This is a genomic window from Ramlibacter sp. AN1015, assembly GCF_037726105.1.
Lineage (GTDB): Bacteria > Pseudomonadota > Gammaproteobacteria > Burkholderiales > Burkholderiaceae_C > Ramlibacter.
On sequence record NZ_JBBJUM010000010.1, the window covers coordinates 86,804 to 99,368 of the forward strand.

The following is a 12,565-nucleotide window of genomic DNA, read 5'->3' on the forward strand; positions in this document are numbered from 1 at the left end:
CGCTCAGTACAGGCCGCGCACGCGGGCGTGCAGCCGCGCCAGGCCCAGCAGGGCATCGGTGAAGGGTGTGGGCACCGCGACCAGGTGTCCCATCTCCTGCACTGCCCCGACCAGCGCATCGAGCTCCACCGGCCGGCCTGCTTCGACGTCCTGCAGCATGGAGGTCTTGAAGGCACCAAGCTTCATGGTGACCTGGTGGCGGTCCTCGGGCTGCTGGTCGATCGGGATGCCGACGCGCGCACCGATCTCGCGCGCCTCCAGCATCACCTGCGAGATGAAGCCGCGCACCAGCGGGTCACCGATGATCAGGTCGGTGGTGGCGCCGGTGATCGCACTGACCGGATTGACCGTCATGTTGCCCCAGAGCTTGTACCAGGCGTCCCTCTGGATCTGCGCGGACACCGGTGCCTCGTAGCCGGCCCGCTGCAGCAGGTCGGCCAGGTGGCGCACCCGCGGCGTCTGCTCGCCCGAGGGCTCGCCGATGATGAGCTTGTTGCCGAAGTGGTGGCGCACGAAACCCGGCTCGCGCAAGGCGCAGCTGGCGTGCACCACGCAGCCCACGATGTGGCGCCCCGGGATGGCCTGCGCGATGGCGCCCTCGGGATCGACCGAGCGCAGGCGGGTGCCGGCATGCGAGCCGCCGAAGCCCTCGAAGAACCACCAGGGCACGCCGTTCATCGCGGTGAGCACCACCGTCTGCGGCCCCAGGAGCGGGCCGATCGCACGGGCCACGTCGGCCATCGCGGGGGCCTTCACCGCCACGACCACCAGGTCCTGCACACCAAGCTCGGACGGCTGCTCGCTGGACTGCACCGGCGCCTGCACCACCTCGCCGCCGCTCTCGAGCCGCAGCCCGTGCAGCTGCAGCGCCTGCAGCGTCGCGCCGCGCGCCACCACCGAGACCTCGGCGCCCGCGCGGGCCAGCCGCGCGCCGATCCAGCCGCCGATCGCGCCGGCGCCGTAGATGCAGACCTTCATGTGCCGAGCCTCACTGCTTGTAGCTGTCGTCGATGCGATCGACGCGCCGCACCAGCGCGTCGAACACGTCCTGTCCGGCGCCGAAGCGCGCGTCCCACTGCAGGGCGTCGCCGGTGGTCTTGCGCACCACGTCCTCGGCGATCGGAATGGCCGGGCCGAGCGTGGCCTGGGCCAATTGGATCTCGCAGGCGCGCTGCAGCGTCCACAGCCGCACCAGCGCCAGCGGCAGCGTGCGTCCGTGCGCCAGCAGCCCGTGGTTGCGCAGCACCAGCAGCGGCTTGTCGCCCATGGCGGCCAGCAGGCGCGGCGCCTCGTCGGCGTGCACCGTGATGCCCTCGAAGTCGTGGTAGGCCACCATGCCACCGAGCTGCGCCGAATAGAAGTTGTTCTGCGCCAGCCCGCCCGCGGTGCACGCCACCGCCAGGCCGGCGGTGGTGTGCGTGTGCATCACGCAGTGCGCGTCGGGCACCGACTCGTGGATGGCGGCATGCACGGTGAAGCCCGCCGGGTTCACCGGCCAGGGGCTGTCGTCGAGCTTGTTGCCGGCCACGTCGATCTTCACCAGGTTGCTGGCCGTGACCTCGCTGTAGTGCAAGCCGAAGGGATTGATCAGGAAGTGCTTTGCGCCACCGGTGACGCTGTCGGGCAGACGCACCGTGATGTGGTTGTAGATCATCTCCGCCCACCCCAGCATGTCGAAGATGCGGTAGCAGGCGGCCAGCTGCACGCGGCAGCGCCACTCGTCGGGGTGCATCGACGAGCCGGTGGATTGCAGGAGAGCGCTCATGTCGTGTCCTTCGGGCCGGGCGTGATGCGCGTCAACCTTCGGCGGTGAAGCCCACCTGCTTGACGATGGGCGCCCACTTCGCGGTGTCGCGCTTGATCAGGTCGGCCAGCTCCGCCGGCGTGGAGGCCATGGCTTCGAGGCCGAAACCGGCGAGCCCCTCGATCACGTCCTTCTGGGCCAGCGCGGTCTTCATGGCGGCGTTCAGGCGGCTCACGACATCCGGCGATGCCTTGGCCGGCAGGAAGAAGGCGAACCACTCGCTGTGGGTCGCGGCCTGCAGCCCCTGCTCGCCGAAGGTGGGCACGTCGGGCGCGAAGCGGTTGCGCTTGGTGCCCGAGGTGCCGAGGATGCGCACCTTGCCGCTGGCCAGGTGCTGGGTGATGTCGCCGATCGGGCCCGAGACGGCCGAGATGTTGCCGCCCAGCAGGTCCAGCATGGCCGGCTGCGTGCCGCGGTAGGCCGCATGCTTGAGGTCCACGCCGGCACTCTTGCCCAGCAGGGCGCCGATGAAGTGCGGGGTGGAGCCGGCGGCGGGCGAGCCGAAGTTCGCGCCGGCCGGATTCGCCTTGGCCCACTGCAGGAACTCCGGCACGGTCTTGACGCTCGCCGGCACGGCCGGGCCGACCGCGAAGCCGAAATCGAACACGCAGGCCAGCGTGACGGGCGTGAGGTCGGCCTGCGGGTCGTAGGGCAGGCGCTTGTAGATGTGCGGATAGATCGTGAGGATGGAGGTGGGCGTCTGCAGGATGTTGCTGCCGTCGGCGGCGAGGCCCTTGACCGTCTGCACCGCGATCTGGCCGCCGGCGCCGGTCTTGTTCTCGACCACCACCGACTTGGCCCACTCACCCTGCAGCGCCTTCGCGACACGGCGGCAGGTGGTGTCGGACGTGCCGCCCGCGGCGAAGCCGGTGACGATGCGCGCGGTCTCGAATTGCGGCTGCTGGGCCCATGCCTGCTGGCCGATGCTGGCGAGCAGGCCGAAGGCGCCGGCCGATTGCAGCAGCTGGCGGCGCTGGAGGAACGTGGAAGAAGCGGTCATGGAAGTCTCCGGTGTCGTGGAAATAAGAACAGGATGAAAACAATAACGGGTGGCTCGCGGCTCAGGATTCGTCGCGCAGCCACACCACGCCGCCCGAGTGCGTGACCGCACCCTGGTGGCTGGGGCGAACGGTCGCGGCGTATTTCTCGAGCAGGCCGCCGCGCGGCGCCGGGCGCGGAATCCGCTGGGCCAGGCGGTCGGCCAGCTGCGCGGGCGTGAGCTCGACGCGCAGGCTGCGCGACTCGGGCCGCGCGTCGATGTGGATCATGTCGCCGTCGCGCAGCGCCGCGATGGGGCCGCCGTCGGCCGCCTCGGGCCCGGCATAGCCGATGCACAGGCCGCGCGTGGCGCCCGAGAACCGGCCGTCGGTGAGCAGGGCCACCTTGTCGCCCATGCCCTGGCCGTACAGCAGCGCGGTGATGCCCAGCATCTCGCGCATGCCGGGGCTGCCACGCGGCCCCTCGTTGCGCACCACCAGCACCTCGCCGGGCTGGTAGTTGCGGTTCTGCACCGCGGCCTGGGCCTCTTCCTCGCTCTCGAACACCCGTGCCGGGCCGCTGAACACCAGCGTGGCGAGACCGGCGGTCTTGAGCAGCGCGCCGTCGGGGCACAGATTGCCCTTGAGCACCGCAACGCCGCCTTCGCGGGCGCGGGCGTCTTCGATGCGGCGCACCACCTGGCCATCGGGCTCGCGCGCTTGCGCGAGCTCCTGCGCCAGGGTGCGGCCGGTGATGGTGAGCGCCTCGCCGTGCAGGAAGCCGCCGCGCAGCAGCTCGCGCAGGATCACCTGCGCGCCGCCGGCGTAGTAGACGTCGCGCGCGTGGAAGCGCCCGCCGGGGCTGAGGTCGCCGATCAGCGGCGTGCGGGCGAACACCTCGGCCACGTCGTCGAGGTGGAAGGTGATGCCCGCTTCGTGCGCGATGGCCGGCAGGTGCAGCGCCGCGTTGGTGGAGCCGCCGGTGGCCGACACGACCGCGCAGGCGTTCTCCAAGGCCTTGCGGGTGACGATGTCACGCGGCAGCGGGCCATCGCCGAGCACCGCCTGCATCAGGGTGCGGGCCGCGCGGCGCAGCATCGGTGCGCGTTCGCTGAAGACCGCCGGCACCATCGACGAGCCGATCGGCGCGAGGCCGATGGCCTCGGAGACCATGCCCATGGTGTTGGCGGTGAACTGTCCGGCGCAAGCGCCCACGGTGGGGATGCAGGCGTGGGTGACGGCGGCGAGCTCCTCGGTGGTGGCGGTGCCGGACAGCACCTTGCCGATGGACTCGTAGTTGTGCACCGCGTTGATGTCTTCGCCGTGCATCTGCCCGGGCAGCGCGGCGCCGCCGTGCACGAACACGCCGGGCACGTTGCAGCGCACGATGCCCATCATCAGCCCGGGCAGGTTCTTGTCGCAGGCGCCGATGGCGAAGATGCCGTCCCACTGGTGGCCGCGGGTGGACGCCTCCACGCTGTCGGCGATCAGCTCGCGCGAGATGAGCGAGAAGCGCATGCCCGAGTGCGCCATGGTCAGGCCGTCGGAGACCGACACCACCGGGCATTCGTGCGGCGTGCCGCCGGCGGCATAGATGCCGGTCTTGGCGTGCTGCGCCTGCTCGCGCAGGTTGGCATTGCAGGGGCTCATCTCGCCGCCGGTGTGGAACACGCCGACGTGCGGCCGGGCGATGTCCTCGTCGTCCTGCCCCAGCGCGTGCAGGAAGCCGCGCGAGCTGGCGCGCAGCAGGCCCTCGTGCATGGTCTGCGAGCGCAGCCTGCGGGTCGCCGCCTTGGGTGCGTCGTTGTTGTGGTTGTCGTCGTCGTTGTCTCGGGTCATGCCGTGCTCCGCAGGGGTGGGGCGCTTCAGTACACGCGGCCGGTGGTGGGCACTTCGGGGGCGGCGTCCGCCTTGAAGGTGCGTGCCAGCGCGCTGGTGGCCAGCGCCAGCAGGCGCGTGTCCATGCCCACGGCCACGAAGGTCGCGCCCAGGCCGAGATAGCGGCGCGCCAAGGTCTCGTCGGCCGTGAGGATGCCCGCGGCCTTGCCCGCGCGCACTACCCGCACGATCGCGTCGTCGATGGCTGCCTGCACCTCGGGATGGCTGGCGTTTCCGCCATGCCCCATCGACGCGGACAGGTCGGCCGGGCCGATGAACACGCCGTCCACGCCTTCGATGGCGGCGATGGCGTCGAGGTTCTGCAGCGCGGTGCGGGTCTCCACCTGCACCAGCAGGCATACCTGCTGGTTGGCCTCGCGGGCGTATTGCGGATAGCGGCCCCAGCGCGAGGCGCGGCTGCCGGCCATGCCCCGCAGTCCCTCGCTCGGGTAGCGGGCGCAGCGCACGATGGTGGCGGCCTGCTCGGGCGTATCGACCATGGGCACGAGCAGGGTCTGGTAGCCGATGTCCAGGTATTGCTTGATCAGCGCCTGGCCGAGTTCGCCGTGGCCCATGGGCACGCGGGCGACGGCATGCGAGGCCGGATAGCCGGCGATCGCCTGCGCCTGCGCGAGCAGGGTCTGCAGGTCGTTCGGCGCGTGCTCGCCATCGACCAGCAGCCAGTCGAAGCCGGCACCGGCACAGATCTCGGCGGTGTAGGCGTTGGCCAGGCCGAGCCACAGGCCGATCTGCGCCTGCTTGTCGGCAAGGGCGCGCTTGAACGGATTCACGGGTGTCTGCATCGTGCGGCCTCAGGCGAAGTGGAATTCGAAGCGTCCGAGCGGACCGTAGTCGGCGTCGAAGCGGTCGCCGGGCTTGGCCGCCACCGGCCGGGTGAAGGAGCCGGCAAGCACCACCTGGCCCGCTTCCAGGCTCTCTCCCCAGGGCGCGAGCTTGCCGGCGAGCCAGGCCACGCCGATGGCCGGGTGGCCCTGCACGCCCGCGGCGAGGCCGGTTTCCTCGACCACGCCGTTCTGGCGCAGGATCGCGCCGCACCAGGGCAGATCGACTTCACGTGGCCCGACCTTGCGCCCGCCCAGCACGATGCCGGCGTTGGCGGCGTTGTCGCTGATGGTGTCCTGCACGCGGCGCATGGCCTTGGTGTGGCGGTCGAACTGCTCGATGCGCGAGTCGATGATCTCCACGGCCGGCGTCACGTACTCGGTGGCGTCGAGCACGTCCTCGATGCCCAGGCCCTCGCCGGACAGGCGGCGCTTGAGCACGAAAGCCAGCTCGACCTCGACGCGCGGTGCGATGAAGCGCTGCATGGGGATCGCGCCGGGCTCGAACAGCATGTCGTCCAGCAGCGTGCCGAAATCGGGCTCGTCGATCTGGCTGGCCTGCTGCATCGCGCGCGAAGTCAGGCCGATCTTGTGGCCGAGCACGGTGCGTCCTTCGCCCAGCTTGCGCCTGACCCAGGCGCGCGAGACGGCATAGCCGTCCTGCAGCGTCATGCCGGGAAAGCGCTTGCTGAAGTGCTCGATCTGCACGCGCGACTTCTCGCTGTCGTGCAGTTCGGCGGCGAGCTGGTCGATGAGGTCCTGGGAAAACATGGCGTTCAGTGCTCCATCCGCGCGCGGCGGGCAAGGGGAAGGGAAGGGGTGTCGGGTGAAGGCATGGTGCGGAAGCGGTGGCGTGCGGGTGGCGAGCGAGGGGCCGAGCTCAGCGCGCGGCGAACAGCGGGTGCAGCGTACTGTGTTTGCCGTCGTACACCTGCCCGGGGCTCTCGTCGACTTGCAGCGTGACGCCGATCAGCTCGCTTGCGAACACCGGCTCCAGGTGCCGCTTGACCGCGGCCAGCAGCGCGTCGCCCGCGGCCTTCTGCACGGCGTTGCTGCGGCCCGCGCCCATGCGCAGGTTCAGGTACATGAACGCGTAGTCGCGCTTTCCGTCGGCGACCGCGTAGTGCGCCGCCGGATAGGCCAGCACGCGCGCGCCGCCTGTGGGAAAGACCTGTGCGCCGGCCTCGTCGCGCTGCGCCAGCATGGTGTCGGCGAGGCTGCGGCACAGCCCGTCGAGGTTGGTCTTGCCCTCGAGGTTCGGGGTGTAGAGGATGACGAGGTGCGGCATGAGGTGGCGCTGCGCGTTCAGAGGCGGCTGCTGATGGACGTGTATCCCTCGGCCGACGAGGCCTGCGGCCGCGGAATGGCCGCACCGCTTTGCGGCGTGACGGGGAAGATGGCGTTGATCTGCCCGGTGCCGGAGGCGCCGAAGTAGGGTGTCACCACCTCCACCTTGCCGTCGTAGTCGGACCAGCCCAGCGCGCCGAGCAGCATCGCGGTGTCGTGCATGAAGCCTTCTCCGTGCCCCTTGGCAGCGTACTCGGGCAGCATGCCGCAGAAGTTCTTCCAGTCGCCGCGCTCCCACATGCGCACCACGTCGCGATCGAGCGCCTCCAGGAAGGGGCTCCAGATCTTGAAGCCGAACTCGGGCGCCAGGCCGTTCTGGGCGAAGCGGTGCGACAGCGAGCCGCTCGCGAACACCGCCACCGTGCCGTCGTAGTGGTCCTCGATGGCGCGGCGGATGGCCCAGCCGAGGCGGGCGCTGTCGTTGAGGTAGTGCGCCATGCACAGCGCCGACACCGAGATCACCTTGTAGTGCTGGTCGGCGTTCATGTAGCGCATGGGCACCAGCGTGCCGTACTCGGGGTTGAGCGTGGTCTCGTCGTGCGCCAGCGTCTCCACGCCCATTTCATTGGCTGTCTCGGCGATCAGCTTGCCCAGCACCGGGTTGCCCGAGAACTCGAACTCCATGTTGCTGATGAAGTGCGGCAGCTCGTTGCTGGTGTAGCGGCCCTTCCAGTGCGGCGCGCAGTTGACGTGGTAATTGGCGTTGACCAGCCAGTGGGTGTCGAACACCACGATGGTGTCCACCCCCAGCGCACGGCAGCGCCGGTCGATCTCATGGTGGCCGTCGATGGCGTCCTGCCGCGAGTTCTTGCGCGGGCCGTCGAGCTCGCTCAGGTACATCGACGGGACGTGGGTGATCTTGGCGGCGAGAGCTAGGGTTCCCATGGTGGTCCTCCTGGTGGGGGGAGCGTCAGACGCCCCAATGCGGAATGTGGTGGCTGCCCAGCGACAGCGCGATGTTCTTGGGCTCCAGGAACACCTCGTAGCTCCAGGTGCCGCCTTCGCGGCCGGTGCCCGAAGCCTTGGTGCCGCCGAAGGGCTGGCGCAGGTCGCGCACGTTCTGGCTGTTGACGAAGCACATGCCGGCCTCGACGGCCGCGGCGACGCGGTGCGCACGGCCGACGTTCTCGGTCCAGACATAGCTGGACAGCCCGTAGTCGATGTCGTTGGCAATGCGGATCGCGTCGGCCTCGTCCTCGAACGGGATCAGGCAGGCGACGGGGCCGAAGATCTCGTCCTGCGCGATCTTCATGCGGTTGTCGACGTCGGCGAATACCGTCGGCAGCACGTAGTTGCCCTTCTTCACGCGGTCGGGCACTACCGGCGCATCGAGTCCGCCGCACAGCATGGTGGCGCCTTCCTTGGTGCCGAGCTCGATGTAGCTGCGCACCTTGGCCAGGTGGGCCTGCGAAATCATCGGGCCGATGATGGTCTTCTCGTCGAGCGGGTCGCCCACCGTGATCCGCTTGGCGCGCGCGACGAAGCGCTCGACAAAGGACGCATACACCGAGCGCTGCACCAGGATGCGGCTGCCGGCGGTGCAGCGTTCGCCGTTGTTGGAGAAGATCATGAACACCGCGGCGTCGAGTGCGCGGTCGAGGTCGGCGTCCTCGAAGATCACGAACGGGCTCTTGCCGCCCAGCTCCATGCTGAACTTCTTGAGGCCCGCTTCCTTCACGATGCGGTTGCCGGTGGCGGTGGAGCCGGTGAAGGAGATGGCCCGCACGTCGGGGTGGCGCACCAGCGGCTCGCCGGCGTCCTTGCCGAAGCCGTGCACCAGGTTCAGCACGCCGGCGGGAATGCCCGCCTCGAGCGCCAGCTCTCCCAGGCGCGCGGCCGTGAGCGGCGACAGCTCGCTCATCTTCAGCACCGCGGTATTGCCGAAGGCGAGGCAGGGCGCGACCTTCCAGGTGGCGGTCATGAAGGGCACGTTCCAGGGCGAGACCAGCGCGCAGACACCCACGGGGTGGAACAGCGTGTAGTTGAGGTGGGTGTCGGTGGGGTAGGTGTGGCCGTCCACCCGCGTGCACATCTCGGCGAAGTAGTAGAAGTTGTCGGCCGCGCGCGGCACCAGCTGCTTGCCGGTCTGGGCGATCACCTGGCCGGTGTCGTTGGTTTCGGTCTGCGCGATTTCCGGCACGTGCTGCGCGATCAGGTCGCCCAACTTGCGCACCAGCTTGGCCCGCTGCGGCGCGGGCAGGCCTGCCCACTTGGGAAATGCTTCCTTGGCGGCCGCGACGGCGGCGTTCACTTCGGTTTCCCCGCCGGTGGCGACTTCGGCGAGCGGCTCCTGGGTGGCCGGGTTCAGCGTTTCGAAGTAGTCGCGGCCGGCGACGTGCTTGCCGGCGATCAGGTGGTCGATGCGTTTCATTGGCTGGCCTCGATGGTGTTCGTGAGGGCGCCGAGGCCCTCGATTTCGGTGACGACGACGTCGCCGGGGCGGCAGTCCACCACCCCGTCGGGCGTGCCGGTGAGGATGAGATCGCCCGGCTGCAGCGTCATGAAGCTGGAGAAGTACTCGATGAGAAAGGGTACGTCGAAGATCATGTCGCGGGTGGTGCCGCGCTGGGTGACCTTGCCGTTGACAGTGGTCTGCAGGGACAGCGACATGGGGTCGGGCACATCGGCCGCATCGACGAGCCACGGACCCAGCGGAGTCGCGCCGTCGCGGTTCTTCACGCGCAAGTTCGGGCGGTACCAGTTCTCCAGATAGTCGCGGATGGCGTAGTCGTTGGCCACGGAGTAGCCGGCGACGAAGTCGTAGGCATCGTCCCGGCGCACGCGGCGCGCCGTGCGTCCGATCACCACCGCCAGCTCGCACTCATAGTGCATGAACTCGACGCCGGCGGGGCGGCGCGTGCTGCGGCGGTGGCCGTTGAGCACCCGGTCGCCGCCCTTGAGGAAAGCCAGCGGCTCCTCGGGCGGTTTGAAGGCCAGCTCGCGCGCATGGTCGGCATAGTTGAGTCCGAGGGCGAAGATGGTGCGCGGGCGCGGCGTCGGCTCGAGCGGCGGCAACCATTGCACCGCCTCCTCGGCCAGCAGCCGCCCATCCTGCAGCAGCACCTTGCCCTCGCGCTCTGTGGCGCGGTGCAGGGTTCCTTCGAGCATCACGCGTGCGTGCTTCATGCGACCTCCTCTTCGGCATGCAGCGTGTTGCGCAGCGTACCCAGCCCGGGCGCGCTGAGCTCCACGGTGTCGCCGGCCCGGGCGCGCGGGCGGCTCGCTTCGCATCCCAGCATGAGCATGTCGCCCTCGCCCAGCGTCATGAATTCGCTCACGTCCGCCAGCAGGCGCTGCGGATTGCGCACCAGCGCATCGAAGCGCACGGTCTGGCGCAGCTCGCCGTTCACACGTACCTCGATGGCGAGCGCCGCAGGGTCGTCCAGCCGCGCCAGCGTGTCGCCGATGGACAGCGAGCCGTCGAAGCAGCGCTGCTTGATGGCCGGGCGGAAGAAGCTCGCGTGCGGCAGCGACAGGTCGTTGAGCAGCACCCAGCCGGCGACCTCGCCGGGAGCGCGCATCACCATGGCGATGGTCGCTCCGAGCTCGACCTCTTCGGCCGCCGCGGGCACCGCAATGCGGTCGCCGCCGCGGCTCCAGGTGGTGGCGGGCTTGACGTACAGCACCGGGGCGCGCGGCGGCGCCTTGTAGGGCGGCTCGTCCATGCGCGCGCCCAGCGCTTCGTGCTCGCTGCGGAAGTTCATCAGCGTGCCGTAGACCGTGCCCCGGGGGGCGAATGCAGTCATGCAGGTTTCTCCAGTTCGATCACCTGGTCCAGCAGCTCGTACAGGGCGCGCAGGTTCTGCTTTCCCAGGCTTTTTTCCATCCATGCGTAGTGCGCCTCGACCGCGCTCGACAGCGACTCCACCAGCTCCAGCCCGCGCGGCGTCGCCGCCACCACGGTGCGGCGCTGATCGAGCGGGTCGCGCTCGCGCGTGATCAGCCCGTCGCGCTCCATGCGCGCCAGCACACCCGTGAGGCTGGGCCCCAGGATGAAGGCCTCGCGCGCGACGCGCCCGGTCTCCACGGTGCCGTGCTCGCCCAGCACCCGCAGCACCCGCCACTGCTGGTCCGACAGGCCGTGCTCGCGCAGGCTCGGCCGCGTGTGGGCCATCACGGCCTCACGGGCTTGAAGCAGCAGGCGCGGCAGGTTGCGGTGGGCGAAGCGGGGGGCCATGGGGGCGGGCCGCCGGTGCAGGACAGGACGGACCGGAAGCGTTGAATTGATTAACATGTTAAATGAAAAGCGACCCATGACCGTTGTGGGGTATTGCGGGTTAACCCGTATGAGCCGCCCTGGAGTGGCCCGACGCGCCGGTCCCGGACAATCCCCGCCCATGGCCAAGGAAAAAACCGTCTACACCTGCAGCGAATGCGGCGGCAGCAGCCCGCGCTGGCTCGGCAAATGCCCGCACTGCGAGGCCTGGAACACGCTGGTCGAGACCGCGCCCGAGGGCGCCGCCGCAGGAGGGCGCAACCGCTTCGCCGCGCTGGCGAAGACCGCCGCGGTGGCGGTGCTCGCCGACATCGAGGCCACCGAGGTGGCGCGCACGCCCACCGGCATCGACGAGCTCGACCGGGTGCTCGGCGGCGGCATCGTGGAAGGCGGGGTGGTGCTGATCGGCGGCGATCCCGGCATCGGCAAATCGACGCTGTTGCTGCAGGCGCTCGATGCACTGCAGCGCGCCGGCGTGGCGGCGCTGTACGTCACCGGGGAGGAATCGGGCGCGCAGGTGGCGCTGCGCTCGCGCCGGCTCGGGCTGGACAACTCGCGCGTGCAGGTGCTGGCCGAAATCCAGCTCGAGAAGATCCTGGGCACGCTGCAGACCCTGCAGCCGGCGGTGGCGGTGATCGACTCGATCCAGACCGTGTACTCGGACCAGCTCACCTCGGCGCCCGGCTCGGTGGCGCAGGTGCGCGAGTGCGCGGCGCACCTGACCCGCGCCGCCAAGGCCAGCGGGACCTGCATCGTGCTGGTCGGCCATGTGACCAAGGAGGGCGCGCTCGCCGGCCCGCGGGTGCTGGAGCACATGGTCGATTCGGTCCTGTACTTCGAGGGCGATACGCATTCGAGCTTCCGGCTGGTGCGGGCCATCAAGAACCGCTTCGGCGCCGTCAACGAGATCGGCGTCTTCGCGATGACCGAGCGCGGCCTCAAGGGCGTCGCCAATCCCAGCGCCATCTTCCTGTCGCAGCACAGCGAGCCGGTGCCCGGCAGCTGCGTGCTGGTGACGCTGGAGGGAACGCGTCCGCTGCTGGTGGAGATCCAGGCTCTGGTCGACAGCGGCGGCCCCAGCCCGCGCCGCCTGTCGGTGGGCCTGGAGCGCGACCGCCTGGCGATGCTGCTGGCGGTGCTGCACCGCCACGCAGGCGTGGCCTGCATGGACCAGGACGTGTTCGTCAACGCCGTGGGCGGCGTGCGCATCAGCGAGCCGGCGGCCGACCTGGCCGTGATGCTGGCCATCACCTCGTCCCTGCGGGGGCGGGCGCTGCCCAAGGGCTTCATCGCCTTCGGCGAAGTGGGCCTGGCCGGTGAGGTGCGGCCCGCGCCTCGCGGCCAGGAGCGCCTGCGCGAGGCGGCCAAGCTCGGGTTTTCGGTGGCGGTGGTGCCCAAGGCCAACGCGCCGAAAAAAGGCAGCCGCGAGATAGAAGGGCTGGCCATTCATCCGGTCGAGCGCATCGAGGAGGCGATGGAGGTCGTGCGCGGGCTCGGCTGA

General features: G+C 70.0%; 13 protein-coding genes. 1 reads left to right on the forward strand and 12 read right to left on the reverse strand.

The features are described 5' to 3' along the window. Positions 1 to 3: 3 nt before the first annotated feature. From WG922_RS16240 to hpaR, 12 genes are all read right to left on the reverse strand, one after another. Positions 4 to 978, reverse strand: coding sequence for a 2-dehydropantoate 2-reductase (locus WG922_RS16240; RefSeq protein WP_340283805.1), 975 nt, complete (start codon positions 976 to 978; stop codon positions 4 to 6). A gap of 10 nt (positions 979 to 988) precedes the next feature. Beyond that, positions 989 to 1,765: a class II aldolase/adducin family protein gene (locus tag WG922_RS16245; protein WP_340283806.1), complete on the reverse strand. Its 777-nt coding sequence runs from the start codon at positions 1,763 to 1,765 to the stop codon at positions 989 to 991. Positions 1,766 to 1,796: 31 nt separating this feature from the next. Then, positions 1,797 to 2,804 (reverse strand): Bug family tripartite tricarboxylate transporter substrate binding protein, encoded by a 1,008-nt coding sequence (locus WG922_RS16250; protein ID WP_340283807.1) that lies wholly within the window; start codon positions 2,802 to 2,804, stop codon positions 1,797 to 1,799. 61 nt (positions 2,805 to 2,865) lie between these two features. Further along, complete coding sequence (locus tag WG922_RS16255; RefSeq protein WP_340283808.1) at positions 2,866 to 4,620, reverse strand: dihydroxy-acid dehydratase; 1,755 nt, start codon at positions 4,618 to 4,620, stop codon at positions 2,866 to 2,868. 26 nt (positions 4,621 to 4,646) lie between these two features. Beyond that, positions 4,647 to 5,462 carry an HpcH/HpaI aldolase/citrate lyase family protein gene (locus tag WG922_RS16260; protein ID WP_340283809.1) on the reverse strand — a complete coding sequence of 272 codons (816 nt, stop codon included), beginning with the start codon at positions 5,460 to 5,462 and terminating at the stop codon, positions 4,647 to 4,649. Positions 5,463 to 5,471: 9 nt separating this feature from the next. Further along, entirely contained in the window at positions 5,472 to 6,272 is an 801-nt protein-coding gene (gene hpaH / locus WG922_RS16265) for a 2-oxo-hept-4-ene-1,7-dioate hydratase (protein ID WP_340283811.1), read from the reverse strand. A 109-nt stretch (positions 6,273 to 6,381) separates the two neighbouring features. After that, complete coding sequence (locus WG922_RS16270; protein WP_340283812.1) at positions 6,382 to 6,789, reverse strand: 5-carboxymethyl-2-hydroxymuconate Delta-isomerase; 408 nt, start codon at positions 6,787 to 6,789, stop codon at positions 6,382 to 6,384. Positions 6,790 to 6,806: 17 nt separating this feature from the next. Continuing rightward, the gene (gene hpaD / locus WG922_RS16275; RefSeq protein WP_340283813.1) at positions 6,807 to 7,733 is read right to left on the reverse strand and encodes a 3,4-dihydroxyphenylacetate 2,3-dioxygenase; all 927 of its coding nucleotides are present in this window, start codon (positions 7,731 to 7,733) and stop codon (positions 6,807 to 6,809) included. Positions 7,734 to 7,758: 25 nt separating this feature from the next. Beyond that, on the reverse strand, positions 7,759 to 9,219 hold the full coding sequence (gene hpaE / locus WG922_RS16280; protein ID WP_340283814.1) for a 5-carboxymethyl-2-hydroxymuconate semialdehyde dehydrogenase: 1,461 nt from the start codon (positions 9,217 to 9,219) through the stop codon (positions 7,759 to 7,761). Next, the gene (locus WG922_RS16285; protein WP_340283815.1) at positions 9,216 to 9,974 is read right to left on the reverse strand and encodes a fumarylacetoacetate hydrolase family protein; all 759 of its coding nucleotides are present in this window, start codon (positions 9,972 to 9,974) and stop codon (positions 9,216 to 9,218) included. Before WG922_RS16285 ends, hpaE begins: the two co-directional genes overlap by 4 nt. After that, the gene (locus WG922_RS16290) at positions 9,971 to 10,594 is read right to left on the reverse strand and encodes a fumarylacetoacetate hydrolase family protein (protein WP_340283816.1); all 624 of its coding nucleotides are present in this window, start codon (positions 10,592 to 10,594) and stop codon (positions 9,971 to 9,973) included. The genes WG922_RS16285 and WG922_RS16290 overlap by 4 nt, the downstream gene beginning before the upstream one ends. After that, positions 10,591 to 11,025, reverse strand: coding sequence for a homoprotocatechuate degradation operon regulator HpaR (gene hpaR, locus WG922_RS16295; RefSeq protein WP_340283817.1), 435 nt, complete (start codon positions 11,023 to 11,025; stop codon positions 10,591 to 10,593). The genes WG922_RS16290 and hpaR overlap by 4 nt, the downstream gene beginning before the upstream one ends. 160 nt (positions 11,026 to 11,185) lie before the next feature. On the opposite strand from hpaR, the gene radA reads away from it, so the two are divergent. After that, the gene (radA, locus tag WG922_RS16300) at positions 11,186 to 12,565 is read left to right on the forward strand and encodes a DNA repair protein RadA (RefSeq protein WP_340283818.1); all 1,380 of its coding nucleotides are present in this window, start codon (positions 11,186 to 11,188) and stop codon (positions 12,563 to 12,565) included.